The sequence below is a fragment of the Thiopseudomonas sp. SA1F2-1K genome, assembly GCF_057443035.1.
Map to the genome: position 1 here is coordinate 50,606 of NZ_JBYAVU010000002.1, position 26,930 is coordinate 77,535.

A 26,930-nucleotide genomic window follows, 5' to 3' on the forward strand; every position below is an offset into this window, starting at 1 on the left:
CCCGCTAAAAAGCGGGTTTTTTATTGGGTTGCTAAATCATTATTTTTCAGTAGAAAAGGCACTTTCCCAATCTTCTGGGTTTGGAAGTCCTTGGTACATATCGTATGAATCACCATTTTGTACTGTGATCCATGGCGTACCAAGATCAGGAATTGCCATCATATTGACGCTGGCATAGTACGTTGTTGCGCTACGTGAGTCATCGAAGTCATCTGGCTTTAGTTCTTTACGACCTAAATTAATTAATGCTGCATCCGTCTCAGCCTTTGTCATTATTCGGGTCAGCATATCGTAACCCTTCTCTTGTGATTGTCGTGTTGCATGAGTTACCAGAGCGGCTTTTAAGAATGTTTGATCGGTCAGGAACATTGGTACCCAATGAAAGGTTGCTTGGTATTTGTCAGCAAGTGAATCACTTTGCTCAAAAAGTTTGGAGCAATAAGGACAGTCTGAGTCGTACATAATGTATACGTTTCGATCATTATTGAATGTCTTTTTGGGGTTAGATACGTGAACAAATTTTTTCATTTGCTCCATTACAGCTTTACGTCCTTCGTTATGGGTAGGTGCTGAAAACTGTTTATTAATGATTTCGGTAAAGTTCATGGGCTGAACTTCAAACTGTTCCATGTGCTTGCGTTGATCTGAAGACAGTACAGTTGGTTTTCCAACACTATCAAGTACATTAGCATTAGGTGTATTTTCGTCTTTTTTGCCTTGCCCAGTGCTTACCTCTGACTCGGAATCGAGTATAAGCTTTGAATCGGCATCCATTAGAACACCGCTAATAAACTGTTCACCGTTTGGCAATACATAGATCACGCCTTTACTGTCGGTATTACTAATATCGACTAGCATCTCTACTTCTACGAGACAAGAAGTTGTGCCACTGTCTACCGTTTTCATTGTGCTAATAGCGGATTTAGGTAAAACCTTTTTAACCAGAGTCATAATTTGGTCAGCAGATGCAACTTCTTGGCAGTTGTCAGCAAAAGCTGGGCTAACCGCACCTGTGGCGAGCGCAAGCATAAATAGTGTTTTTTTCATTGTATGTCTCGTCAGTTGTAAGTTATTCGTATCATAGTACACTACATAGTTTATTCCCAGTTTTTTACGGGCTTACATTATTGTTTTGTAGTAAATTACAGATGGGTTATCATATCGTATTATAGTACAACTAATGGATTTTCATTATGTCTGCCAACAGCGAATTACCAGAGGAATCCGTTAACAATAACGATCAGGGTTCTTCGATTGATGATTTATCAGCTCTTGAAAAAGGGCTTGTTCAACGATACGGAATTGATGGATTAGTAAGGCTAGGTTTGGCTAATGCAACTGAGCGAACGACTAAGAATCGATTAATTCTATTTTTAGGCCTAGCACTTTGCGGTTCGGTAGCGTTCAACTTTGCTCAATGGAGTTACACACCAGAGCCAAGACTACTAGAAACAACAGCGGATGGTCGTATTCGGGATTTACCGTTACTAACCGAAAAGCTTTATGACCATGGGGATATTCTTGACTGGGCTGAGTCCTGCGTAAAGAAAGCTTACAAGCTTTCCTACGTTGACTGGGAGGAAAAGGTAAGAAACGAAACCTATTGTTTCTCAGATAGTACACGTAAAGAGTTTGTGTCCAACTTAGGAAAGATTGGATTGCTTGATGTTTTAACGCCTGAAAAACGTGGAGTTGTTTATCCCACGATGGGGCAAGCGTTGATGATTTCAGATCGGCGTAATCAAAACGGCTACAACGAGTGGAGGGTTGATATTCCATATCGCATTAACGTTGATGGTCGATCAAAAGGCAGCATTGATGTTGTTATGTCTGCGCTGATTCGGAGAGTCCCGATGTCACTACGTGGTGACGGATTATGGATCGATAGTTATGTCATACGTTCAGTAGGTGCAAAATGAACAATATTGGTACGATTAAACGTTGTTGCTTAGGGTTAGTTATAGCTGTTGCGGCGTCTACAGCGAGTGCAAATGGTAGCGAATCAGGCTCAAAAGCGAATCAGCAAAAGGAATTTCGTGACTCTGTAACAGAAGGCAGCTTACGCGGAATGCTCGGCGCTGATCCGAAGGAAATCATGAAGTACAGGCGCATCATCCGAGACAACGCAGCAGCTCGAAACGCGCCAGTAGTTGGTGACTACGATCCTGCAATTATTCAGGAGATTATCGATCTTGATGAAATGTTTGAGCTAGAGCTTGAGTCTGGTGAGCAAGCTCCACGAATCAATATAGCGCGGTATCAATCAACTGCAGTAAGTTTTATTGATGCTTATGGTAATCCTTGGGCCATACGTAAGGTTTCGTCTTTTCTTGATCGGCAAGTTGAAATTGATCGAGCAATAGACACATCGGCACCGGAGCCAAAAGACCTATCTGATAGCGTACTAGAAGATGATAAGGATGACGCGCCAAAAAACACTATGTTGCAAGGCGAGTCAGGTACATCTATCAATGATTTACAGGCTGGTTCTTTCACAGTAACAGCTCTTAAAAATGGAGTTACTGGAAATATTACCGTTTATTTACACGGTTTAGCTAAGCCAATTAGTGTGATGCTAGTTAGTCAGCCTGCAACTTTTCATAAGCAAGCAACTATTAAAGTTAATGGTGTATCACCAAGCACGCCTAAAGAAAGCTTGTTTCAAGATGTAGGAATTCAGGTTGGTGTCGAACATGATTCCGACTTGAATAGCATTCTGTACGGAGTCACGCCTACTGGTGCGGAACGTATGCATGTTGATGGTGTTGCAGGTCAGGCATGGGTTAAAGGCAAGCATTTATATCTTAGAACCTCCCTATCGGTTTTTAGCCCCAAAATCGTCCGTTCGGTACGTGGAAATGGTAAGTACACAGCTTATAAATTGCCATTAACCACGCGTGTATCTGGAAGTGATGAATATGGGCGAACTCATAAAATATCTATCAAACGTCTTGCAACAGCGGAAGCTATAAATGAGGGGTTAATCGAATGAGCATGCCTGATGAGCCAGTCAAAAGCGATATGAATCAGCAGCACGAAGCTGGCGGTTCTAGAGCAGTGAAGAACATCTTTAGCAAAGAGAATCGAAAGAAACTGATTGTTATAGCTATTGTTATGTTTTTTTTATTAATAGCGATTGTTTACGCTTTTCTGTCCGTGTTATCCGAGCCAGAGGAGGTAGCGCTCGGTGGTGGCTCAGCAATTGAGTCAGGACGGGTATATCACCGTGAAAACGTTGACTCACCTTCACTTCAAGAGCGTGAAGCTACGCAGCAATATAACAATGAAAGATTGAAAGAGATTCAGAAGGTAGATCAATACGCACATCCGTTAGTGGAGATTGAGGATCATGGCTATGAACGCCAAGAGGTTTTTAGTGCTTCATTCGATGATGAACCTGTGGAGGATGACGGCGCAGATGATGCCCCTATGACGACCAGCCAATTCGCAAGTGATAATTCGGCTAGTTCGCGGGACGTGTATGGTATTTCAGAAAATGACGAAATAAATATTAATCGTTTACTTGTCGGTCTAATTGAAAAAGAAGCTGAAACACCAGCTTTATATGCAAAAGGATGGGGCACTTATTACGTACCTAAACGTGCTACGTCAGGCTCAACTCTAAAGGCAAGTGCTAATGCTAATAAAGGTCAAGAAGATCAAGACGAGTCTAGTCAGCATTGCAAAAAACCTTTAGCAAGAGCTGCGTCACAATATATGGCCACGACCGATATGGCGCTAAATAGTGATGTTGGAGGCAAGTTTTCGGTAACTATTCGTGGTGGTGGCAAGTTGAACGGTACCAAACTCATGGGTTCATTTGAGCGTAAAGAAGAATACCTGCGCATGGAGTTCGACAAAATGGTTACCCGCACTGATACCTATCAGGTTGATGCTATTGGTTTAGATATTGATTCAACTCTTAATGCTGTTGAAGGGCAAGTAAATCGCCATACGTTATATCGTTATGGTTGGTGGGGCGTAGGCTCTGTCTTGGGAGCGATAGGTAAGGCGGCGGAGGCTAACGCGAATACCTCCACATACTTGGCTGGAAACAATGGAACTGTTATTCAGGACACAAAGCGAGACTCTAAGCGTGAGGTAAAAATCGCGGTTGGGGAGCTTGGTCAGGATATGGGAGACGTTTTCAAAAGCCGTATTAATCGACCTATTACTGTCAAATTAAATGCTGGTGACTCTATTGGCATTTTCTTATTAGACGATATTTGCCAGTAGGTGATCCGATGACAAAAAAAACTAATTCCAACAGCACATACTACCTAATAGCAGGCATCGTTCTAGTGGCTTTGGCCGTTATGGGCTTTGTTCTATTCGTGTTTTTTAAAGGTATAGATGATGACGCTTCCTACGAAAGTTATGAAGCTGAAAGGCTTGTAGGTGATTCACAGACATATGGCCATATAAGTGATTCAACAAGGCAGGATAATCTAGCGCTGGCTGAAGCGGATGCGTTGCATGAGAGTAATGAACAGGAAGTACAGGTATTCGAGCGTGAAGTCGATAACGATAATCCTTACTTACCACTAGTTACTTCAGAAGCTGGAGATGAAAACAGACTAGCCGACTATATCGATGACCTTGATGCTCTTAAGCGATTGTCAGTAGAACTTGCTTCAAATAATGCAGCTCTCGTTTCTGATCATGAAGAATTGCAAGAAGGCTATCATGCACTCCTTAATGAGCTTGAATCAGTAAAGCAACAAATAGCTCAAAATCGGCAGCAGATCGAGTATACAAAGAAAGAAGTTAAGGGTTTAGTTGCCGATAAGGGGTCATCGACTAAGCGTTTGCAGCAAAACACTGCACCTGTATTTAAACCATCACCACGCTTTGCGAACTATCCGCAATGCTCGTCTAAGTTGGTTTTAATTGACGACTGGAAGGTGATACGTGGACGACTTGTCCATGTAAATACAGGTACTACGCTTGTTATAACAGCAAATCGTATTGTACCATCATACGGTGCTATAATTGCTTATGATGATGTTTTAGAACAGGCGTGCACTAAGCGAGGCTTGATAGCTAAATGAGCGGAATCGCAGAGGGTTTGGGCAAGGTAGCGAAAGGACTGGGAGATATGTTTATCAATCTCTCTAGTGAGTTTCCTGCATTGCTTGATGTCATCCAATACCTTTCAGCTGCTGGCGGCATACTAATCGGCGGTTCTGCTGTTTTTACCTTAATACGTAAAGGTAGGAGAGGGGCTGGAGGAGAAGTTTCACTCGGGGGAATAGGCATTCAAATGATCGCTGCAGCGTCACTTGTAGAGCTATCACTTTGGATGAAAGTCTTTTCTTCTACTTTCTGGATGAATGGTGACAATCTAGATATTAATCAGTTTGTAGTCTCTGGAGGAGGTGGCGACTATAGCAAACAAGCTTTAGCAGCGGCTTTAGGAATAATGTTTATAGCGGGGTATATAACTCTAGCTAGAGCTTATTTCATGCTTGCTAGATTTGGGAGGGAGCAAAACGATAGTAGCAGATCTAATCTGTTAGGTTCGATAGCAGCTCGTATATTGGCAGGGTCGGCTCTCGTCTCGATACTTCGTATCAGCGAAGCGTTTCAAAACTCAACTGGTTTTCAAATTATAGGGTAATTTAAAAGTGTTAGAGATTAAAAAAAATCTTAAGAATACAAAGGCATCTATCAAGGCGGGTTATACACTAGCTGTGACTAGCTATTCAAAATGGCTCAACGTTATGTTTGCACTAAGTATTGCCTTGTTTTCAACACAGGCATCTGCAGGCTTAAAACTAAGTACTTTAAGCTCAGGCTGGAAGTCAGAAGCTGGGCTAATCGTACCTACTGTCCTAATTATTATTGCAGCTTTCGGAATCATTGCTGCAGCAACAGGTGCTATTTCAGCTGTATTTGCCAAGAAACGTAACGAGCCATTAACGTGGCAGATTTGGGCAGTGGCTGGTGGTGCAGCGTGCATCATTATTCCTACGTTGATTCTTGCTACTGCTGGAACTATTGGCTCAGGACAAGGCAATGCTCAAGGAATCATGAACGACCTAAACATTCGTTGATTTAGGAAAGTAACGACCACGGTTAATTGAAAGCCAGCTTTTAGCTGGCTTTTTTTTTGAGGGGTGAAAAAGATGAATGTAGAAGTTGATGTTGTAAATGATGAGGAACTCGCATTATTACATTTACGAGGTCAGTGGAAAACTAAAGAATGGTTGTTGAATAATGGTATGCAAATCCTAAAAAAGGATAAATTTATTTGTCAGGGGTGTGGTTTTGAAAGTAGTCCAACCCCTGAGCATCCAGATGGCTTAATGATACCTATTAATAGGGAACACTCTGCCTACTTACCTGTAACCGAAGAAGGACATACACTTTGTGCATTTTGTTTCGCATCCATAGCTACTAATATTTCAACAGGTTTTCTGCTGAATGATAGACGTGAAGATAAAAAGATTGGGTACTTAGTAAAAATTCCGTTAAAACAACATGAATTGAATTTAGTGACAATGCTTTGCAATGCAATTATTTACCAAGAGGACTCAGCTTCACAGGATTATTTTGAACAGTCATTAGTTGAGTCAGCAAGATCATTCATGCTGGCCTTAAAGGGTAACTCATCCAGTGTAAATAATAGTCTCCCTTTTCCTGATGTGTCTGAGGAAGATTACATGAGGGCAGTTGCTTTACTGCCAAATGACCTAAATGAGTTTAGAAAAAAAGCACTTAATCAATATAGGTGGCTACCAAACTACGAGGCATGGGGTGAGCTAGGTGCTTACATGGCAAAGCATGTATTACAGAGTCAGGTATCGCAGCTACTTGATAAGGTTAAGAAAGCTATTACAGTGCAGGAAGGGTCATGATTGGATCACTAAAGCCGTGCTATTTTGGTGTTGTACTATTTTCCTCAGTTCTTACCGATCAAAGCAACGAAAATGAACATGTGGCTTGTCTGGGTGATGGTACACCATTTTCATTTAGGAACATTAATGAGCTTCCCAAAAACGCTCTATGGATCACAAACTGTAAAGATAACGATAGCCTAGTTGAAGCGAATCTAAAATATCCTGTAACGCTAGCTTCTAGCGATTATTTCGGCACTGAACTAGAGGTATTGATTCAAGAGCTATCTTTAGGTGATCAGCTTCCAATAAAACAGGTTGCAATACTTAGTCGCATACTTAGCAATGCTGCTTATATTGCCTGCCATCGTGCAGGTTTACTGTTCTTCCCAAAGACTACACTAGCGCACGGACTTGCACAGCGTTACTCAAAGCAAAGCTTATCGGAATACGGTGTATCTTATCAGTTTGCAGAGCACGTTGATTACACGTCTTTGGGAGACATTCTAGAGTCAGGATCACATGCCCATACCGCAAGGCTATGGTTCGATCGAGGTAGCTATGCTTCGCGTCTATTAGCTGATCCTTTGCCAACGGCAATTATATTAGATACTGAACTCGCCAATGACCTTAATAAGCTCCCTTGTACAGCTGATATTGTTCATTGGATTGAGGATCATAAGTTACCTGCGTTTTGTGAGGTTCTTCTGCACCAAAAAGAGAATGGCGGAGACCGAGATTCTATTACAGTACCTTATTTCTTTTTAAACCTATTGGCGCAATTTTACCGTGTTGAGCTTCTACATGTTTACATAGCTGATGGCTGGCAAGACCTCGGCCAGCTAACCGATATGAGCCTTGAAGCTGGATTGTCTTATTCCTATGGTCTAGCGGCACAAAGTCTATGGCAGTGCCATTTACTAGAACCACAGACGAATTATCGTTCAAGCATAAACTTGGGCAGTGCATGGTTGCGAGGTAAAGATACTTTTTTCTGCTTGCAGGCGGCTGTGAAAGCAAATAAACACGGTCTTGGAATACTGGCCTATGGCAATGGATCACTCACTGTTACAGGCAGACCTGATCTGATCAAGTCCTTTGCAGATGAGCTGCAGATGCAGCACTCGGCTTCGTATGGTAATGCGCCAGCAAGAGATAATTTAGCAGCATCTTTATTGCGACAACTGATAAGTAACGCCGACTATGCCAGCCTTGAGGTAGCAGATAACCATTTTTTACGAAACCTTATGAAGCGTTAGTTTGATTAGATAAGCTATCGTAACGTATTATAATACGATTAAATAAATTCATGGTTATTTCTATGTCATATACTTTTGCTGATCGCTGTTTAGATAGTATCGATGAACTGATTGCTGGGTTGCGTAGCTGGACGGCAAGCGATCCAACGTCTTATTTTCCTATAGCAAGTGCTTTCGATGAAAATACGTTAGCCCTTTATAGCGGTTCACTCATGAGCGTGATTAAGCTAGATGGCTATTATGGAGAATATTTCCCGAACCAATTTGAGACCTTACTTAGTGAAGGCTGGGAACAGTTCTTCCGCAACAGAATGGGCAGTAATGGAAAGGGGTTAGATATTTTATGGTTCTACGAATCTGACCATGAGGGTATTAAGGATACTATGCGGGATGCGCGAAAGCCGCAGATTGATGCTCTTTTGCAAAGAGGTATCGATATAGAGGATGTCCTATTGGATGAGGCAGATTTATACGCCTCGCAATGCGTTAAAGAAACACAGTATTTGATAGTAATTACGCACTTAAGTGCTTTGTCCAAAATAGAACAAAAGGCTGCTCGTAAACATCGTAAAAGCTCTTTTAGAAAAGATGATCGAGCAGCGGGTGCAGATGCGATAGCACAGAGCTTAGGCTATGAGAGCTTACATGAAGTGCATGAGCAACATGTAAACTCCTTACTTGTTTTTATGAGTGACAATACACGTAGTGAGGTCAGTCGTGGTTACTTAGTAAAACGTTTAGATGCATATCAGGCACTAAAGATAATTTACTCTACAGCGCATCCGCATACCTTTGAAACTTGGGAGGCACGCTTACAACAAAAGGATACAAAGCCGCGAAATCTAGACAAAATTCCTTTAAAAACAATTCAGCAGCAGTACGGTGGTAAATATACACCACGTGATTTTTCGTTATTGTTACCACCCCGTTTATCACAACAAATGTTGCCTTCGCATATAAAGGAACTTGGTAAGTACGCGATACTTGGTGATCGTATCTATGCACCATATTTTGTTAAGGAGTTGGCCTTAGATCCGCAGCCAGTTGAGCACCTGATTCGTCAGTGTTACCAGCGCCGATTACCTTTTCGTATTGTTTACTCAATTTTAGGTGACCCTACTGCAGCAAACAGCTGGAATATAAACTTCGCGAATATATTTACCTTCGGCATGGTTAACCGACAAATTAACAATGCAGTTAAAGCACTAGCAAGCTATGTAGAGCAAGGTGGTGTACAAGTTGGCTATAGCATTGCATTTACCACGTGGGCAAACCTTGAAGTAAACGTTGATCTGGAGACAGGCAAAGAGACAGTAAACCTCGACACTGTTATGCGCAGATCAAGAGATTTGGAGACGTTATTCCAGCAGTGGGGGCAGCAGCAGGTAAGTAATGTATATGGTTGCGCTGCTCAACAGGCATTAAGTACCTGTTTGGGCTACCATTTGCCTGTGGCTGCACCAGCTGCACCGCAAACCGAGCGTGATGTGCTTAGGCAACTTCCTATCTCTCGGCCCGTTTCAATATGGAAGCCGCAGGATTCGATGTGGTTTCGTACCAGTACAGGAGTACTGAATCCATACCAGCCGTTCAGTAAGAAACAGTCCTCTATGGTGGCAGTTGTATTGGGTGGGATGGGTTACGGAAAATCTAACCTATTATCAGATGTTAACTTTTGTCTTTTCTCTAACTCTCAAAACTCCCAAGTCCCTTATTTGCGAGGCTTAGACTTCGGTGCGTCATCTACAGGTGTTATTGATCTTATGGCGTCATCATTGCCTGAGAGTCAAAAACACCAAGTGATCTTTAAACCCTTTGTAAATGACGGCAGCATGGTTAAAAACCTGTTTGATACACGCCTTGGCTGTCGCTACCCATTAACGGATCACAAACAGTTTCTAATAGGCTGGTTACAGCTGATTTGTGAGGAACTCTCAACCCGTTTCGGGGTAACACATATTGCTAACGTAATTACTGCGGCAATTGAGCGTATGTATGCGGAAACAGATCCACGCGAAAGTCACCTATACAGTCGATCACCTTTCAATTATGCGGAGGCAAGGGGGATTGAGGGGCTGCAAGAGGTAATTGAAGCGAACGGGATTGAGATTGACGGTCATACGACTTGGTGGGAAGTTGTAGATGCATTAATTGCAGTTGGTTTAGAAAATGACGATCAGAAGATACTTTACATAGCCACTTGTTTACAGCGGCTTGCAGTTCCGAAGTGGGACGATCTGTGTTCGGCTGTGAATGCTCTCTCAAATCAATTTTCTGATTTACCAGAGGTGGATGGTAAGCCCTACATTAGTGCTGTTTCAGCAACCCTAACGGGTGTAAGTAGAATCTTTCCGTGCTTTGTGAGTCGTACTAACTTTGACGTATCAGAGTCACCGGTTTGTGTTTTTGATATGACCGAGGTTTATGGTCGTGGAACATCAAATTACGACCTCTGGAAGAGAGGCGTTGTATTCACAGTTGCATATCGCGTCCTTTGTGAAGATTTATTCATTAACCGCGACATTGCCAATGATGAAATGCGGGTAAATGCTGATTATTTAGGTCTTTCTCAGGACCTAGTGCGTTACCACATAAATTTTTATGAGAAACAGGACTCGATTCCTAAGCTATTTTGGGCTGATGAAGTCCATAGACTTGATGCTGCTTCAAAGTCAGGTGATAGCCAAGCATCATCTAGTACAGGGCGTGTTTTGTCATCGTTATGCTATGAGGGGCGTAAGTTTAACGTTGGAATTATGCTTGGTAGCCAATTACCACAACACATACCAGAAGATATTTTAACACTTCTTACATCACTCTTTATTTTCGGTGCTAACCAGTCGGTAGAGCTAGCTGAAGCCATTAAGGATAAGTTTGGTCTATCAGAAGATGAGCGTGATGCAATTTTGCGTATTACACCGCCGAATGCTGTAAAGGGGGCAGAGGTATTCTGTGAGCATAGAACAAGGCGAGGAACGCAACGCCTTATTACTAACTTTCTGCTTGGTTCAATTAAACGTTGGGCTTATGCTACAGAGGCGGATGAGAGAGCATTACGTGCTACACTTTATAGCCGTACAAGACCATCTGAAGCTAGAAAATTGCTAGCTACGCACGTACAAGACTTAGAATTTGCGATAAATTCTATTATCTCGAAAGAAGAGCAGGAGACAGGTCGTTTGGTTGCAAGAGATCAGGCAATTGAAATCCTAGCAGCGAACCTTCTTTTAAAACAGGAAAATCAAAGGGGCTGAAGTAGGATATGTTTCTAATTTGCGACTACGCAGTAGTACGGCACGAGTCTACGAACAAGGTTGACCGTCTTTTAGTTAAAGGAATTATACCTGATGACCTAGTTTTTAATAGTTTTCGCTTTGTTGAAGTACCAAAAGCTAATCGTGTAGATGTTGTGCTGCAGTGGGGTGAAACTGCAGAGCAGATTGGAGTTGCATTGTCTGACATACCTGCAGATCTATATCAGGATTTGCAACAAGGAGCGCGTGTTACAATTGAGGACGCAGACTACCCAGATGTGGCTGTAGAGTTGTTTTACAATTTAAGAGAGCCAGAGTCAGTTGTAGTCGAAAACTATATTACTAGAAAAATGAGATAGGGAACAGTATGGGTGTTTATTATGAATTGCGTGGCGCTAAGGAAGGGCTAGCCAGCTTTCGTAGTACAGAGCTGGTGATGCTTGGAGAGACCGATTGGTCAGATGTAACTGAAGGACATAAAGTCATCGATAACAGAAAACCAATTAATGAGCTTTATCCTATGAGCAACTTAACGGTTGTTCATGAGGATGAGCAGCGCTTGGATGTGGGGACACACCAAGAACCTAATAGTAGTCCGACTATGTAGTTAACTATTAGTGAACGAAGCCTATCCCTAGCGATAGGCTTTTTTTATACTTAATTATCGTTACTGGGTAACAGTGGTGTGTCGCAATCAAGGCAGGATAGCTTGAGATTAGCTTTTCCCCATACATTGATCGAGCATGAACTGCATGTGTATTTTATACGGTTCGACTTGCCTTTAGTCGGAGGAACAACACTTATATAGGAGGGTGGTGATGACGCATCTTGAGGGTCACTGTCGTGATTATCATCGATTTGCGATATATTAGATCCCTGATCCGACAGGGGGAGATTCGTTACATTACCTTTTCTATTTATAGTCGTAGTCAGTCTTTCTACTAGAGCTTCATCTCCATGTGCTTGACCGATCCAGTCATCGAAAACCTCTTTTTTTATTTCAGACGAGATCAGCATATCTTGATTGGCCAGAGCGTCATACCAAGAAATTTCAAAGCCATCTTTTATAAGTGCGAACACCTTTTTCTGAAATAGGCCATTTGGTATCACGTAATGGGACATTGATTGACCTGTACGTTTTCCACCAACTGCACCAGTGTCAGACGGCATGAGTCCTATTTCTTCCATCTTGTCAGCCCAAACGCGGTCATGGTAGCCCGTGCGTGCTTTCTTCTCTGCTATGTAATGTTGCCACGCATGAACCATATCATGCACTAGTGAGGCTAGTGTGTCGGTGAGTGGGCGGCAGCCTAGATACTCAGGGTTAATAGCCAGCTCATCGGTTTTAGCCTTGCCATCGAACCTAGCAGGAGAGAAATAGCTAAAGGTGCGCTTCCCGCGCTGAAACGTGATGAGCATATTAGGCAACTGCTCATCGAATAATTCCTTATTGAAAAACTCATACGCTTCTTGAAGCTGTTGATACGCCTCAATGGCTGGCTTCATAATAGTCAATGTAAGGTACCATTATACAATCAAGGATTTAGTTAAATTTATTAAACAGGTTGTCGCAATCAGTTACTAGCTCTTTGCCATCTTTAATGCGTGGCAGGCTTGCTAAACCTGTTTGGCTTACGTCATGTCGCTTCGAGTGAAAAAAGACTTTGTAGCTTTTGGTAATGTATCCAAAGAAGTCATTTATAAAATAGGCAGATACAAATTGGTCGGCAGGGAACATATACCAGCCTCCTTGCCACGGGAAAACACCTCGGTAAAACCAGATTCCATCATCTTCAACTATAACTTTAATTCTTAAAACGTAGGCTATGTGGTAAGCGATGTAGGCGAGACCTACAAGATTAACCAACATGTTTAGATGATAGATATTGATTATGTTAGCGATAATGTAAAAGGGAATGATTCCGCGTCTGGCACAGCCAGGCACCTGATGGCATGAAATGCCGCTAAGCCCGCGTAATTGCGGGCTTTTTTTTGTGTACGCCCAGCATGGGCATGAACTAATGAGGTGAAAGTCCTCTGTAGGAAGGTCACCATCCTTAGCGATTTATGATCGTTATTAGATGTTAACTACTAGCGAATGGCAAGGGCGGCTCCGCGAGGAGTTGTCTGGAGGAAGCCGGACGCAAAGCTGCGAGCTGATGAACAAAAACATCATATGAGGCGTAGGCTGAAGGCGAGTTGGCACAAGACAACGAAGCCATGTGATCTAACGGCCACCGTAAATGATGCAGCAGTGCAGTGACAGTACATGCTCTTATCTGGGGAGATCTGCTTAACAAGCGATCGGTAATCCACCAGTGAGGCTCTGGTTAATAAGTGCCTTGGCTCTAAGGAATGTATCGACCTTGGAGAGCGAATTAGATGCAAACCGATAGCGCGAACAGAGGCAACTCTGTGAGTGATTAAGCAGAAGTCAGCAGACGGCATAGTAGCCAAACGCCCATCGTAATGGTTGGGACACGGTGAAGGCCTGAACATTAAGAACAAAGGAGGAGCCTTGTCACACTTGAACACACGAACGCCGTCCGGCGATGACGTGACTCAGCGTAGCGATATGAAGCCAGCCTTTAGCAACGATCTATTCGAGCACGTGCTGCAGGAAGATAACCTCTCTGCGGCATGGAAACGCGTTCGAGCCAATAAAGGGGCCGCTGGCATCGATGGCATGACCATCGATGAATTCCCCGCCTGGGTAAGATCCGGCAACTGGAAAGCATTGAAACAACAACTGGTAACAGGCTGTTATCAACCCTCACCGGTAAGGCGTGTTGAAATAGCTAAACCAGATGGCGGCACTCGTCAGCTGGGTATTCCAACCGTTACTGATCGTGTAATCCAACAAGCCATTACCCAAGTATTAACACCTATTTTCGACCCTGAGTTTTCTGAACACAGTTTTGGATTCCGTCCAGGTCGTAATGGGCAGCAAGCGGTTAAGCAGGTACAGAGCATCATCAAGGAAGGACGCCGCTTCGCGGTGGATGTTGATCTGTCGAAGTTCTTTGATCGAGTTAATCACGATCTACTGATGACGCGCCTTGGCGACAAGGTGAAAGACAAACGTCTGCTTAGACTGATTAAACGTTACCTGAGAGCTGGGTTTATCGATAATCAGTTCAAAGGTGAGAGTCGAGTGGGTGTACCGCAAGGTGGGCCATTGTCGCCGTTACTGGCGAATATCATGCTCGACTCTTTGGATAAAGAACTTGAAAAACGCGGTCATAAGTTTGCCCGCTACGCGGATGATTTCACGATTCTAGTGAAGAGCCAGCGAGCTGGAGAACGCGTGTTGCGCAGTATCAGTCAGTACTTGCAAAACCGTTTGAAGTTAGTGGTCAACACTAACAAAAGTCGTGTGGTTAAAACCAATGAAAGCCAGTTCTTGGGCTTTACGTTCAAGGCGAATCGCATTCATTGGCATCCGAAAACGCTGCTGAAATTTAAGCAGAATGTTCGCAAACTCACGAATCGCAACTGGGGCGTGTCAATGAAATACCAGCTATTTAAGATCAGCCAATATTTACGCGGCTGGATAAACTACTTTGGTATTGCCAGTGGCTATCAGCACTGCGTTGAGCTGGATCATTGGATCCGGCGCAGGGTGCGAATGGCCTATTGGCGACAGTGGCGCAAGCCACGCACTAAAGTAAGAAACTTAATGCGGCTGGGTGTTCATGTACAGGCTGCAGTTGCATGCGGTATTACCAGCAAAGGCCCATGGCGCAGCTCTAAAACTCCGGGAATTAATCAGGCATTATCAAATGCTTACTTAAAATCTCAGGGTCTGTACGCATTGCGCGATGGTTGGATTAAGCTTCACCACTCTTAGTGAAACGCCCTGTGCGGAGCCGCATGCAGGGTGTTGTGGGGGCTGAGGGCTAGAAACCCTCGGCTACCCGATTAGACATTATTTGCCGACTACCTTGGTGATCTCGCCTTTCACGTAGTGAACAAATTCTTCCAACTGATCTGCGCGCGAGGCCAAGCGATCTTCTTGTCCAAGATAAGCCTGCCTAGCTTCAAGTATGACGGGCTGATACTGGGCCGGCAGGCGCTCCATTGCCCAGTCGGCAGCGACATCCTTCGGCGCGATTTTGCCGGTTACTGCGCTGTACCAAATGCGGGACAACGTAAGCACTACATTTCGCTCATCGCCAGCCCAGTCGGGCGGCGAGTTCCATAGCGTTAAGGTTTCATTTAGCGCCTCAAATAGATCCTGTTCAGGAACCGGATCAAAGAGTTCCTCCGCCGCTGGACCTACCAAGGCAACGCTATGTTCTCTTGCTTTTGTCAGCAAGATAGCCAGATCAATGTCGATCGTGGCTGGCTCGAAGATACCTGCAAGAATGTCATTGCGCTGCCATTCTCCAAATTGCAGTTCGCGCTTAGCTGGATAACGCCACGGAATGATGTCGTCGTGCACAACAATGGTGACTTCTACAGCGCGGAGAATCTCGCTCTCTCCAGGGGAAGCCGAAGTTTCCAAAAGGTCGTTGATCAAAGCTCGCCGCGTTGTTTCATCAAGCCTTACGGTCACCGTAACCAGCAAATCAATATCACTGTGTGGCTTCAGGCCGCCATCCACTGCGGAGCCGTACAAATGTACGGCCAGCAACGTCGGTTCGAGATGGCGCTCGATGACGCCAACTACCTCTGATAGTTGAGTCGATACTTCGGCGATCACCGCTTCCCTCATGATGTTTAACTTTGTTTTAGCCACCAATGATGCCCTCACTTTCCATGATTTTGGTGGGAATGGATTTTCTTAGCGGCAACTTACTTTCGTTGTCTATATCCATGTTAAAGGCGAAAAAGTAAACCTCTGTCTCCTTCTCAACCCACCCAACCCACCATGCGACACCAGGATTTGACTCAGTTCCCACACCAGAAAAACCAGTTTTTGAATGCACTAGATATTCAGGTGCCGCCTCCGTTACCAAAGCCTCTTTTACTATTAGCTGGTTTTCTTTAGATGCTGACAATTTATTTAAATATAGAGACTCTAGAAACTCCACTTGATTAACTGCGGAAATTCTAAGCTGGCCTTCCAACCAGAATTTGTCAATGCCACCACTGATATTCTGGTTGCCATAGGAAAATTTTTTAAGGTATTTCTGCATTCTTACTTCGCCAACTTCTCTGGCGATTTGTTGAAATACGGGAACAGCTGAAACTTGTATTGCCCCTCTTAAGGTCAAGTCTCTTTCCCATTGCTTCATGGCTCTTGGCTTTCCGTCCCATTTGAAAACCTGATGCTCATTCTTTATGACACCAGTTTCTAGGCCGATAATTGCGTTGGGGATCTTAAATGTTGATGCTGGAAGATATTCCTTTGATGCACGAGCTAAGTCATTGGTAGCGCAGGATTTACTGCTACTTTTACAAAGCACGAAGACACCATTGACGGCTTCGGCAGAGAACTCTTTGTTCCAAGACGTATTTTCTGTAATTGAACCAGCTAATGCCGTACTCGAAAGACACGCGATAATTACATATGCGGCAAATGTTTTCATGGCACCTTCTTGGTGGCTAACGCCTGAAATAAGCCGTGCCGCGAAGCGGCATCGGCTTGATTGAATTGTGTACGCCCAGCATGGGCATGAACTAATGAGGTGAAAGTCCTCTGTAGGAAGGTCACCATCCTTAGCGATTTATGATCGTTATTAGATGTTAACTACTAGCGAATGGCAAGGGCAGCTCCGCGAGGAGTTGTCTGGAGGAAGCCGGACGCAAAGCTGCGAGCTGATGAACAAAAACATCATATGAGGCGTAGGCTGAAGGCGAGTTGGCACAAGACAACGAAGCCATGTGATCTAACGACCACCGTAAATGATGCAGCAGTGCAGTGACAGTACATGCTCTTATCTGGGGAGATCTGCTTAACAAGCGATCGGTAATTCACCAGTGAGGCTCTGGTTAATAAGTGCCTTGGCTCTAAGGAATGTATCGACCTTGGAGAGCGAATTAGATGCAAACCGATAGCGCGAACAGAGGCAACTCTGTGAGTGATTAAGCAGAAGTCAGCAGACGGCATAGTAGCCAAACGCCCATCGTAATGGTTGGGACACGGTGAAGGCCTGAACATTAAGAACAAAGGAGGAGCCTTGTCACACTTGAACACACGAACGCCGTCCGGCGATGACGTGACTCAGCGTAGCGATATGAAGCCAGCCTTTAGCAACGATCTATTCGAGCACGTGCTGCAGGAAGATAACCTCTCTGCGGCATGGAAACGCGTTCGAGCCAATAAAGGGGCCGCTGGCATCGATGGCATGACCATCGATGAATTCCCCGCCTGGGTAAGATCCGGCAACTGGAAAGCATTGAAACAACAACTGGTAACAGGCTGTTATCAACCCTCACCGGTAAGGCGTGTTGAAATAGCTAAACCAGATGGCGGCACTCGTCAGCTGGGTATTCCAACCGTTACTGATCGTGTAATCCAACAAGCCATTACCCAAGTATTAACACCTATTTTCGACCCTGAGTTTTCTGAACACAGTTTTGGATTCCGTCCAGGTCGTAATGGGCAGCAAGCGGTTAAGCAGGTACAGAGCATCATCAAGGAAGGACGCCGCTTCGCGGTGGATGTTGATCTGTCGAAGTTCTTTGATCGAGTTAATCACGATCTACTGATGACGCGCCTTGGCGACAAGGTGAAAGACAAACGTCTGCTTAGACTGATTAAACGTTACCTGAGAGCTGGGTTTATCGATAATCAGTTCAAAGGTGAGAGTCGAGTGGGTGTACCGCAAGGTGGGCCATTGTCGCCGTTACTGGCGAATATCATGCTCGACTCTTTGGATAAAGAACTTGAAAAACGCGGCCATAAGTTTGCCCGCTACGCGGACGATTTCACGATTGTAGTGAAGAGTCAGCGAGCTGGAGAGCGCGTGTTGCGCAGTATCAGTCAGTACTTGCAAAGCCGTTTGAAGTTAGTGGTCAACACTGACAAAAGTCGTGTGGTTAAAACCAATGAAAGCCAGTTCTTGGGCTTTACGTTCAAGGCGAACCGCATTCATTGGCACCCGAAAACGCTGCTGAAGTTTAAGCAGAATGTTCGCAAACTCACGAATCGCAACTGGGGCGTGTCAATGAAATACCAGCTATTTAAGATCAGCCAATATTTACGCGGCTGGATAAACTACTTTGGTATTGCCAGTGGCTATCAGCACTGCGTTGAGCTGGATCATTGGATCCGGCGCAGGGTGCGAATGGCCTATTGGCGACAGTGGCGCAAGCCGCGCACGAAAGTAAGAAACTTAATGCGGTTGGGCGTTCATGTGCAAGCTGCAGTTGCATGCGGTATTACCAGCAAAGGCCCATGGCGTAGCTCTAAAACTCCGGGGATTAATCAGGCGTTATCAAATGCTTACTTAAAATCTCAGGGTCTGTACGCATTGCGCGATGGTTGGATTAAGCTTCACCACTCTTAGTGAAACGCCCTGTGCGGAGCCGCATGCAGGGTGTTGTGGGGGCTGAGGGCTAGAAACCCTCGGCTACCCGATTAGACGGCAAACTCGAGCCAATACTTGTGCAGGCCAACAATATTAGACGAGCACAGCATGGGCATTGCCGCTTTGATCTTCTCCAGTGACCAATTCCACCACTCCATCTCCAGAAGCAATGAAATTTCCTCATCGGTGAAGCGTTTCTTAATCTTCTTAGCGGGATTGCCGCCAACGATAGCGTAAGGCTCCACATCTTTTGTCACCAACGAGCGGCTGCCTATCACCGCACCGTGCCCGATCTTGATTCCGGGCATGACCATTGCCTCAGAGCCGATCCAAACGTCATTGCCAATGACAGTATTACCTGCTTTTTGGAAGGCATCGAGTGCGCTTGAGAATGCAGGTTCTTCCTGCATATAAAAGAACGGGAAAGATGATGCCCAGTCGTACCGATGCCCCTGATTGCCAGCCATGATAAAGGAAGCCCCACTCCCGATAGAGCAGAAACTACCGATGATCAACTTATCAACGTCATCACGGTCCGGAAACAGATACCGTGCGCAGTCATCGAATGAGTGCCCATGATAGTAGCCAGAGTAATAGCTGTACCGCCCAACTTTGATATTGGGGTTCTTCACTTGCTCAGAAAGCAGCTTGCCTTTGAAGGGGCTATCAAAGTAGTTGGTCATAAGAGATCCCGCGGTCTGTGACTTTGCCGTCTAACGTTTGACATGAGGGGCGACCAAGGGCGCCAGCCCTTGGACGTCCCCCTCGATGGAAGGGTTAGGCATCACTGCGTGTTCGCTCGAATGCCTGGCGTGTTTGAACCATGTACACGGCTGGACCATCTGGGGTGGTTACGGTACCTTGCCTCTCAAACCCCGCTTTCTCGTAGCATCGGATCGCTCGCAAGTTGCTCGGCGACGGGTCCGTTTGGATCTTGGTGACCTCGGGATCATTGAACAGCAACTCAACCAGTGCTCGAACCAGCTTGGTTCCCAAGCCTTTGCCCAGTTGTGATGCATTCGCCAGTGACTGGTCTATTCCGCGTACTCCTGGATCGGTTTCTTCTTCCCACCATCCGTCCCCGCTTCCAAGAGCAACGTACGACTGGGCATACCCAATCGGCTCTCCATTCAGCATTGCAATGTATGGAGTGACGGACTCTTGCGCTAAAACGCTTGGCAAGTACTGTTCCTGTACGTCAGCAAGTGTCGGGCGTGCTTCTTCTCCGCCCCACCACTCGACGATATGAGATCGATTTAGCCACTCATAGAGCATCGCAAGGTCATGCTCAGTCATGAGGCGCAGTGTGACGGAATCGTTGCTGTTGGTCACGATGCTGTACTTTGTGATGCCTAACGCCCGAAATAACCGGCGTGCGCTAGCACGTCCGGCGCCGCAGGCGCGTAGTTAATTGACTTGTGTACGCCCAGCATGGGCATGAACTAATGAGGTGAAAGTCCTCTGTAGGAAGGTCACCATCCTTAGCGATTTATGATCGTTATTAGATGTTAACTACTAGCGAATGGCAAGGGCAGCTCCGCGAGGAGTTGTCTGGAGGAAGCCGGACGCAAAGCTGCGAGCTGATGAACAAAAACATCATATGAGGCGTAGGCTGAAGGCGAGTTGGCACAAGACAACGAAGCCATGTGATCTAACGACCACCGTAAATGATGCAGCAGTGCAGTGACAGTACATGCTCTTATCTGGGGAGATCTGCTTAACAAGCGATCGGTAATTCACCAGTGAGGCTCTGGTTAATAAGTGCCTTGGCTCTAAGGAATGTATCGACCTTGGAGAGCGAATTAGATGCAAACCGATAGCGCGAACAGAGGCAACTCTGTGAGTGATTAAGCAGAAGTCAGCAGACGGCATAGTAGCCAAACGCCCATCGTAATGGTTGGGACACGGTGAAGGCCTGAACATTAAGAACAAAGGAGGAGCCTTGTCACACTTGAACACACGAACGCCGTCCGGCGATGACGTGACTCAGCGTAGCGATATGAAGCCAGCCTTTAGCAACGATCTATTCGAGCACGTGCTGCAGGAAGATAACCTCTCTGCGGCATGGAAACGCGTTCGAGCCAATAAAGGGGCCGCTGGCATCGATGGCATGACCATCGATGAATTCCCCGCCTGGGTAAGATCCGGCAACTGGAAAGCATTGAAACAACAACTGGTAACAGGCTGTTATCAACCCTCACCGGTAAGGCGTGTTGAAATAGCTAAACCAGATGGCGGCACTCGTCAGCTGGGTATTCCAACCGTTACTGATCGTGTAATCCAACAAGCCATTACCCAAGTATTAACACCTATTTTCGACCCTGAGTTTTCTGAACACAGTTTTGGATTCCGTCCAGGTCGTAATGGGCAGCAAGCGGTTAAGCAGGTACAGAGCATCATCAAGGAAGGACGCCGCTTCGCGGTGGATGTTGATCTGTCGAAGTTCTTTGATCGAGTTAATCACGATCTACTGATGACGCGCCTTGGCGACAAGGTGAAAGACAAACGTCTGCTTAGACTGATTAAACGTTACCTGAGAGCTGGGTTTATCGATAATCAGTTCAAAGGTGAGAGTCGAGTGGGTGTACCGCAAGGTGGGCCATTGTCGCCGTTACTGGCGAATATCATGCTCGACTCTTTGGATAAAGAACTTGAAAAACGCGGCCATAAGTTTGCCCGCTACGCGGACGATTTCACGATTGTAGTGAAGAGTCAGCGAGCTGGAGAGCGCGTGTTGCGCAGTATCAGTCAGTACTTGCAAAGCCGTTTGAAGTTAGTGGTCAACACTGACAAAAGTCGTGTGGTTAAAACCAATGAAAGCCAGTTCTTGGGCTTTACGTTCAAGGCGAACCGCATTCATTGGCACCCGAAAACGCTGCTGAAGTTTAAGCAGAATGTTCGCAAACTCACGAATCGCAACTGGGGCGTGTCAATGAAATACCAGCTATTTAAGATCAGCCAATATTTACGCGGCTGGATAAACTACTTTGGTATTGCCAGTGGCTATCAGCACTGCGTTGAGCTGGATCATTGGATCCGGCGCAGGGTGCGAATGGCCTATTGGCGACAGTGGCGCAAGCCGCGCACGAAAGTAAGAAACTTAATGCGGTTGGGCGTTCATGTGCAAGCTGCAGTTGCATGCGGTATTACCAGCAAAGGCCCATGGCGTAGCTCTAAAACTCCGGGGATTAATCAGGCGTTATCAAATGCTTACTTAAAATCTCAGGGTCTGTACGCATTGCGCGATGGTTGGATTAAGCTTCACCACTCTTAGTGAAACGCCCTGTGCGGAGCCGCATGCAGGGTGTTGTGGGGGCTGAGGGCTAGAAACCCTCGGCTACCCGATTATGTTTGCTTATAGCCATACTAACCCTTGATAGGGTTTAGACTTCAACGATTCCAAACGACTTTGTAGGCTACCGCTATGGATTTCCAATTTATGGCCGTCAGGATCGAGCAAGTATAAAGAAAGTCCTTCGCTTCTATTTTGTTTCCATTCAACGACATGTGCTTCGCGAAGCTTTTTAGTAACTGGTTCGAAATTCTCTTCGGAAACATCAAACGCGATGTGACAGTAATCTTGGCTCGGATGCACTTCGTCACAAGACAAGCAAATCCAAGTAGCCTCCAAGCTCAGATATGCCCCACTATCCCAGCGGACATGTGCCTTCATTCCTAATAGACGCGTATAGAACTCCACGGAACGTTCAAGGTCACTTACTGCAATAGTAATATGATTCAATCCTCGTAACACTGACTCTCCTCAGCGAACATAACTTTGTTTTAGGGCGACTGCCCTGCTGCGTAACATCGTTGCTGCTCCATAACATCAAACATCGACCCACGGCGTAACGCGCTTGCTGCTTGGATGCCCGAGGCATAGACTGTACAAAAAAACAGTCATAACAAGCCATGAAAACCGCCACTGCGCCGTTACCACCGCTGCGTTCGGTCAAGGTTCTGGACCAGTTGCGTGAGCGCATACGCTACTTGCATTACAGCTTACCAACCGAACAGGCTTATGTCCACTGGGTTCGTGCCTTCATCCGTTTCCACGGTGTGCGTCACCCGGCAACCTTGGGCAGCAGCGAAGTCGAGGCATTTCTGTCCTGGCTGGCGAACGAGCGCAAGGTTTCGGTCTCCACGCATCGTCAGGCATTGGCGGCCTTGCTGTTCTTCTACGGCAAGGTGCTGTGCACGGATCTGCCCTGGCTTCAGGAGATCGGAAGACCTCGGCCGTCGCGGCGCTTGCCGGTGGTGCTGACCCCGGATGAAGTGGTTCGCATCCTCGGTTTTCTGGAAGGCGAGCATCGTTTGTTCGCCCAGCTTCTGTATGGAACGGGCATGCGGATCAGTGAGGGTTTGCAACTGCGGGTCAAGGATCTGGATTTCGATCACGGCACGATCATCGTGCGGGAGGGCAAGGGCTCCAAGGATCGGGCCTTGATGTTACCCGAGAGCTTGGCACCCAGCCTGCGCGAGCAGCTGTCGCGTGCACGGGCATGGTGGCTGAAGGACCAGGCCGAGGGCCGCAGCGGCGTTGCGCTTCCCGACGCCCTTGAGCGGAAGTATCCGCGCGCCGGGCATTCCTGGCCGTGGTTCTGGGTTTTTGCGCAGCACACGCATTCGACCGATCCACGGAGCGGTGTCGTGCGTCGCCATCACATGTATGACCAGACCTTTCAGCGCGCCTTCAAACGTGCCGTAGAACAAGCAGGCATCACGAAGCCCGCCACACCGCACACCCTCCGCCACTCGTTCGCGACGGCCTTGCTCCGCAGCGGTTACGACATTCGAACCGTGCAGGATCTGCTCGGCCATTCCGACGTCTCTACGACGATGATTTACACGCATGTGCTGAAAGTTGGCGGTGCCGGAGTGCGCTCACCGCTTGATGCGCTGCCGCCCCTCACTAGTGAGAGGTAGGGCAGCGCAAGTCAATCCTGGCGGATTCACTACCCCTGCGCGAAGGCCATCGGTGCCGCATCGAACGGCCGGTTGCGGAAAGTCCTCCCTGCGTCCGCTGATGGCCGGCAGCAGCCCGTCGTTGCCTGATGGATCCAACCCCTCCGCTGCTATAGTGCAGTCGGCTTCTGACGTTCAGTGCAGCCGTCTTCTGAAAACGACAATAGCCAAGCACTAAACCACAGCAACTTTATCGTGCTTGAGGGTGGCACATAAGGGTTATCTTTTTGGGCTAGGCACTTATAAGCCGACCTTTTGAGCTATGAGCCACCGGCGATAAACTGGCACTTTGAGGCATGCCCAAAGGAGCCCGCAAGTATGCGCAGGACGAAGCCAGTAGCCGCGCCGATGGTGGCGCGGGTCTATCTGCGCGTCAGCACCGACGCGCAGGACTTGGAACGCCAAGAGGCGATCACTACGGCCGCGAAGGCCGCCGGCTACTACGTCGCCGGCATCTACCGTGAGAAGGCATCCGGCGCACGCGCCGACCGGCCTGAGCTGCTGCGCATGATCGGCGACCTACAGCCCGGCGAGGTGGTCATTGCCGAGAAGATCGACCGCATCAGCCGCCTACCTTTGCCCGAGGCCGAGCGCCTGGTGGCCTCGATACAGGCCAAAGGCGCACGCCTGGCCGTCCCTGGCGTGGTCGATCTATCCGACCTGGCGGCCGAGGCCCAGGGCGTCGCCAAGATCGTGCTGGAAGCCGTGCAGATCATGCTTTTTCGCCTGGCCTTGCAGATGGCCCGCGACGACTACGAGGACAGGCGCGAACGCCAGCGCCAAGGCATTGAGTTGGCCCGCCAGGCCGGGCGGTACAAGGGCCGCCGTGCTGATCCGAAGCGCCGCGCCCAAGTTGTCGCGCTGCGCAAGTCCGGCTACAGCATCAACAAGACCGCCGAGCTGGCCGGGTACAGTGCGGCCCAGGTGAAACGGATATGGGCCGAGGTCAGCCAGGCCGAAGCGAAGCAGCACGGCGCGTTCGTGGAGGACGCATTGACGGAAGCCGATGCCCTGGCCGCTGTCGGCCAGGATGAGCGCCAGGAGGAAAGGGCATGAAGAAGCCGAACCAAGACGACGAGCCGTTTTTCATCACCGAGGAGATTGCGGCCGAAATGATCGCCGGCGGCTATGAGTTCGAGCTGCCGCCCATTCCTTGCACCATCCGCCTACGCGACGTGCTGGAGCGCATGACCGATGCTGAGCTAGCATTGCAGCCGGGCGAGATCGCCGACCAGGAGCGTGAACGCTGCCGGCGCAAGCCGTGTTCAACCTCATGATCTGGTCATGGTATTTTTCATGGCACTGAGCCTGATAGTTCTTGCAAATTGTTGTCACTAAAGGGTTTTGTGTGCTTGTTTACAATCGAGTGGGAGTGACGGGCACTGGCTGGCAATGTCTAGCAACGGCAGGCATTTCGGCTGAGGGTAAAAGAACTTTCCGCTAAGCGATAGACTGTATGTAAACACAGTATTGCAAGGACGCGGAACATGCCTCATGTGGCGGCCAGGACGGCCAGCCGGGATCGGGATACTGGTCGTTACCAGAGCCACCGACCCGAGCAAACCCTTCTCTATCAGATCGTTGACGAGTATTACCCGGCATTCGCTGCGCTTATGGCAGAGCAGGGAAAGGAATTGCCGGGCTATGTGCAACGGGAATTTGAAGAATTTCTCCAATGCGGGCGGCTGGAGCATGGCTTTCTACGGGTTCGCTGCGAGTCTTGCCACGCCGAGCACCTGGTCGCTTTCAGCTGTAAGCGTCGCGGTTTCTGCCCGAGCTGTGGGGCGCGGCGGATGGCCGAAAGTGCCGCCTTGCTGGTTGATGAAGTACTGCCTGAACAACCCATGCGTCAGTGGGTGTTGAGCTTCCCGTTTCAGCTGCGTTTCCTGTTTGCCAGCCGGCCCGAGATCATGGGGTGGGTGCTGGGCATCGTTTACCGCGTCATTGCCACGCACCTGGTCAAGAAAGCGGGCCATACCCACCAAGTGGCCAAGACGGGCGCGGTCACCCTGATCCAGCGTTTTGGATCGGCGCTCAATCTGAATGTTCACTTCCACATGCTGTTTCTCGACGGTGTGTATGTCGAGCAATCCCACGGCTCAGCGCGTTTCCGCTGGGTCAAGGCGCCGACCAGCCCAGAGCTCACCCAGCTGACGCACACCATCGCCCACCGGGTGGGTCGCTATCTGGAACGGCAAGGCCTGCTGGAACGGGATGTCGAAAACAGCTATCTGGCCTCGGATGCGGTGGATGACGACCCGATGACACCCCTGCTGGGGCACTCGATCACTTACCGTATCGCTGTCGGTTCACAGGCGGGGCGAAAGGTGTTCACTTTGCAAACTCTGCCGACCAGTGGTGATCCGTTCGGTGACGGGATTGGCAAGGTAGCCGGGTCCAGCCTGCACGCCGGCGTGGCGGCCAGGGCCGATGAACGCAAGAAGCTCGAACGGCTGTGCCGGTACATCAGCCGCCCGGCGGTATCCGAGAAGCGGCTGTCGTTAACACGAGGCGGCAACGTGCGCTACCAGCTCAAGACGCCGTACCGGGACGGCACCACGCACGTCATTTTCGAACCATTGGATTTCATTGCAAGGCTGGCCGCCCTGGTACCGAAGCCCAGAGTCAACCTAACCCGCTTCCACGGGGTGTTCGCACCCAACAGTCGGCACCGGGCGTTGGTCACGCCGGCAAAACGGGGCAGGGGCAACAAGGTCAGGGTGGCTGATGAACCGGCAACACCAGCACAACGGCGAGCGTCGATGACATGGGCGCAACGGCTCAAGCGTGTTTTCAATATCGACATCGAGACCTGCAGCGGCTGCGGCGGCGCCATGAAAGTCATCGCCTGCATTGAAGACCCTATAGTGATCAAGCAGATCCTTGATCACCTGAAGCACAAAGCCGAAACCAGCGGGACCAGGGCGTTACCCGAAAGCCGGGCGCCACCGGCTGAGCTGCTCCTGGGTCTGTTTGACTGACCCGTCCCAAACGATTCCGATCACGATGCTGCGGTAATTCAGCCGCGGCAGGGATGCGTTATGCCGGCGGCTTGGGTTGGCCCCGGCTGTCGGGAAAAACGGGTAAATTTTCGGCGGGATCGATGGCTACACGGGCCGGATTCAGAATCACCCA

The 26,930-nt window shown here is 47.7% G+C and carries 26 protein-coding genes; 18 read left to right on the plus strand and 8 right to left on the minus strand.

Annotated elements, in window-relative coordinates; translation table 11 throughout:
* Window positions 1–39: 39 nt before the first annotated feature.
* Window positions 40–1,047, minus strand: coding sequence for a DsbA family protein (locus AC2T15_RS12325; RefSeq protein ID WP_486779143.1), 1,008 nt, complete (start codon window positions 1,045–1,047; stop codon window positions 40–42).
* Between the two features lie 146 nt (window positions 1,048–1,193).
* Between AC2T15_RS12325 and AC2T15_RS12330 the strand changes: the two genes are divergently transcribed.
* The 11 genes from AC2T15_RS12330 to AC2T15_RS12380 all read left to right on the plus strand — a co-directional run bounded on the left by AC2T15_RS12330 (window position 1,194) and on the right by AC2T15_RS12380 (window position 11,959).
* Entirely contained in the window at window positions 1,194–1,919 is a 726-nt protein-coding gene (locus AC2T15_RS12330) for a DotI/IcmL family type IV secretion protein (protein ID WP_486779144.1), read from the plus strand.
* Complete coding sequence (locus AC2T15_RS12335; protein ID WP_486779145.1) at window positions 1,916–2,992, plus strand: DotH/IcmK family type IV secretion protein; 1,077 nt, start codon at window positions 1,916–1,918, stop codon at window positions 2,990–2,992. The genes AC2T15_RS12330 and AC2T15_RS12335 overlap by 4 nt, the downstream gene beginning before the upstream one ends.
* Complete coding sequence (locus AC2T15_RS12340; protein WP_486779146.1) at window positions 2,989–4,236, plus strand: DotG/IcmE/VirB10 family type IV secretion system protein; 1,248 nt, start codon at window positions 2,989–2,991, stop codon at window positions 4,234–4,236. Before AC2T15_RS12335 ends, AC2T15_RS12340 begins: the two co-directional genes overlap by 4 nt.
* Before the next feature lie 8 nt (window positions 4,237–4,244).
* Window positions 4,245–5,051 carry a hypothetical protein gene (locus tag AC2T15_RS12345; RefSeq protein WP_486779147.1) on the plus strand — a complete coding sequence of 269 codons (807 nt, stop codon included), beginning with the start codon at window positions 4,245–4,247 and terminating at the stop codon, window positions 5,049–5,051.
* A 47-nt stretch (window positions 5,052–5,098) separates the two neighbouring features.
* Window positions 5,099–5,620 (plus strand): hypothetical protein, encoded by a 522-nt coding sequence (locus AC2T15_RS12350; protein WP_486779148.1) that lies wholly within the window; start codon window positions 5,099–5,101, stop codon window positions 5,618–5,620.
* A 7-nt stretch (window positions 5,621–5,627) separates the two neighbouring features.
* Window positions 5,628–6,056 carry a hypothetical protein gene (locus tag AC2T15_RS12355; RefSeq protein WP_486779149.1) on the plus strand — a complete coding sequence of 143 codons (429 nt, stop codon included), beginning with the start codon at window positions 5,628–5,630 and terminating at the stop codon, window positions 6,054–6,056.
* Window positions 6,057–6,128: 72 nt separating this feature from the next.
* Entirely contained in the window at window positions 6,129–6,860 is a 732-nt protein-coding gene (locus AC2T15_RS12360) for a hypothetical protein (RefSeq protein ID WP_486779150.1), read from the plus strand.
* Window positions 6,857–8,098, plus strand: a complete 1,242-nt coding sequence (locus AC2T15_RS12365; RefSeq protein ID WP_486779151.1) for a hypothetical protein — start codon at window positions 6,857–6,859, stop codon at window positions 8,096–8,098. Before AC2T15_RS12360 ends, AC2T15_RS12365 begins: the two co-directional genes overlap by 4 nt.
* Window positions 8,099–8,160: 62 nt before the next feature.
* Window positions 8,161–11,352 (plus strand): hypothetical protein, encoded by a 3,192-nt coding sequence (locus tag AC2T15_RS12370; RefSeq protein WP_486779152.1) that lies wholly within the window; start codon window positions 8,161–8,163, stop codon window positions 11,350–11,352.
* A gap of 8 nt (window positions 11,353–11,360) precedes the next feature.
* On the plus strand, window positions 11,361–11,711 hold the full coding sequence (locus AC2T15_RS12375) for a hypothetical protein (protein ID WP_486779153.1): 351 nt from the start codon (window positions 11,361–11,363) through the stop codon (window positions 11,709–11,711).
* Window positions 11,712–11,719: 8 nt separating this feature from the next.
* Window positions 11,720–11,959, plus strand: coding sequence for a hypothetical protein (locus AC2T15_RS12380; protein ID WP_486779154.1), 240 nt, complete (start codon window positions 11,720–11,722; stop codon window positions 11,957–11,959).
* 50 nt (window positions 11,960–12,009) lie between these two features.
* Here AC2T15_RS12380 and AC2T15_RS12385 read toward each other — a convergent pair whose 3' ends face one another.
* The gene (locus AC2T15_RS12385; protein WP_486779165.1) at window positions 12,010–12,858 is read right to left on the minus strand and encodes a SprT-like domain-containing protein; all 849 of its coding nucleotides are present in this window, start codon (window positions 12,856–12,858) and stop codon (window positions 12,010–12,012) included.
* A gap of 37 nt (window positions 12,859–12,895) precedes the next feature.
* Entirely contained in the window at window positions 12,896–13,222 is a 327-nt protein-coding gene (locus tag AC2T15_RS12390) for a hypothetical protein (RefSeq protein ID WP_486779155.1), read from the minus strand.
* Window positions 13,223–13,870: 648 nt separating this feature from the next.
* Between AC2T15_RS12390 and ltrA (AC2T15_RS12395) the strand changes: the two genes are divergently transcribed.
* Window positions 13,871–15,202, plus strand: a complete 1,332-nt coding sequence (gene ltrA, locus AC2T15_RS12395; protein ID WP_069625236.1) for a group II intron reverse transcriptase/maturase — start codon at window positions 13,871–13,873, stop codon at window positions 15,200–15,202.
* A 78-nt stretch (window positions 15,203–15,280) separates the two neighbouring features.
* Here ltrA (AC2T15_RS12395) and aadA1 read toward each other — a convergent pair whose 3' ends face one another.
* Complete coding sequence (gene aadA1 / locus AC2T15_RS12400; protein ID WP_001206315.1) at window positions 15,281–16,069, minus strand: ANT(3'')-Ia family aminoglycoside nucleotidyltransferase AadA1; 789 nt, start codon at window positions 16,067–16,069, stop codon at window positions 15,281–15,283.
* Between the two features lie 16 nt (window positions 16,070–16,085).
* Window positions 16,086–16,886: an oxacillin-hydrolyzing class D beta-lactamase OXA-10 gene (locus tag AC2T15_RS12405; RefSeq protein WP_000846390.1), complete on the minus strand. Its 801-nt coding sequence runs from the start codon at window positions 16,884–16,886 to the stop codon at window positions 16,086–16,088.
* Window positions 16,887–17,477: 591 nt separating this feature from the next.
* Here AC2T15_RS12405 and ltrA (AC2T15_RS12410) point away from each other — a divergent pair.
* On the plus strand, window positions 17,478–18,809 hold the full coding sequence (gene ltrA / locus AC2T15_RS12410) for a group II intron reverse transcriptase/maturase (protein ID WP_486779156.1): 1,332 nt from the start codon (window positions 17,478–17,480) through the stop codon (window positions 18,807–18,809).
* A 71-nt stretch (window positions 18,810–18,880) separates the two neighbouring features.
* Here the strand turns inward: ltrA (AC2T15_RS12410) and AC2T15_RS12415 are convergent, their stop codons facing one another.
* Entirely contained in the window at window positions 18,881–19,513 is a 633-nt protein-coding gene (locus AC2T15_RS12415; RefSeq protein ID WP_000186237.1) for a type B-3 chloramphenicol O-acetyltransferase CatB3, read from the minus strand.
* A gap of 94 nt (window positions 19,514–19,607) precedes the next feature.
* Window positions 19,608–20,162, minus strand: a complete 555-nt coding sequence (locus tag AC2T15_RS12420) for an aminoglycoside N-acetyltransferase AAC(6')-Ib4 (protein ID WP_003159191.1) — start codon at window positions 20,160–20,162, stop codon at window positions 19,608–19,610.
* Between the two features lie 610 nt (window positions 20,163–20,772).
* On the opposite strand from AC2T15_RS12420, the gene ltrA (AC2T15_RS12425) reads away from it, so the two are divergent.
* Complete coding sequence (gene ltrA / locus AC2T15_RS12425; protein WP_486779156.1) at window positions 20,773–22,104, plus strand: group II intron reverse transcriptase/maturase; 1,332 nt, start codon at window positions 20,773–20,775, stop codon at window positions 22,102–22,104.
* A gap of 81 nt (window positions 22,105–22,185) precedes the next feature.
* Here the strand turns inward: ltrA (AC2T15_RS12425) and AC2T15_RS12430 are convergent, their stop codons facing one another.
* Window positions 22,186–22,584, minus strand: a complete 399-nt coding sequence (locus AC2T15_RS12430) for a FosC2 family fosfomycin resistance glutathione transferase (protein WP_032492605.1) — start codon at window positions 22,582–22,584, stop codon at window positions 22,186–22,188.
* A 158-nt stretch (window positions 22,585–22,742) separates the two neighbouring features.
* Between AC2T15_RS12430 and intI1 the strand changes: the two genes are divergently transcribed.
* From intI1 to AC2T15_RS12450, 4 genes are all read left to right on the plus strand, one after another.
* A complete protein-coding gene (intI1, locus tag AC2T15_RS12435; RefSeq protein ID WP_000845039.1) occupies window positions 22,743–23,756 on the plus strand; it encodes a class 1 integron integrase IntI1 in 1,014 nt (337 codons plus the stop codon).
* 357 nt (window positions 23,757–24,113) lie between these two features.
* Window positions 24,114–24,851, plus strand: coding sequence for a recombinase family protein (locus AC2T15_RS12440; RefSeq protein WP_001366550.1), 738 nt, complete (start codon window positions 24,114–24,116; stop codon window positions 24,849–24,851).
* Window positions 24,848–25,072 carry a hypothetical protein gene (locus AC2T15_RS12445; RefSeq protein WP_000743213.1) on the plus strand — a complete coding sequence of 75 codons (225 nt, stop codon included), beginning with the start codon at window positions 24,848–24,850 and terminating at the stop codon, window positions 25,070–25,072. The genes AC2T15_RS12440 and AC2T15_RS12445 overlap by 4 nt, the downstream gene beginning before the upstream one ends.
* A 210-nt stretch (window positions 25,073–25,282) precedes the next feature.
* Window positions 25,283–26,776 carry an IS91-like element ISCR2 family transposase gene (locus AC2T15_RS12450; RefSeq protein WP_001120888.1) on the plus strand — a complete coding sequence of 498 codons (1,494 nt, stop codon included), beginning with the start codon at window positions 25,283–25,285 and terminating at the stop codon, window positions 26,774–26,776.
* Window positions 26,777–26,930 lie beyond the last annotated feature (154 nt).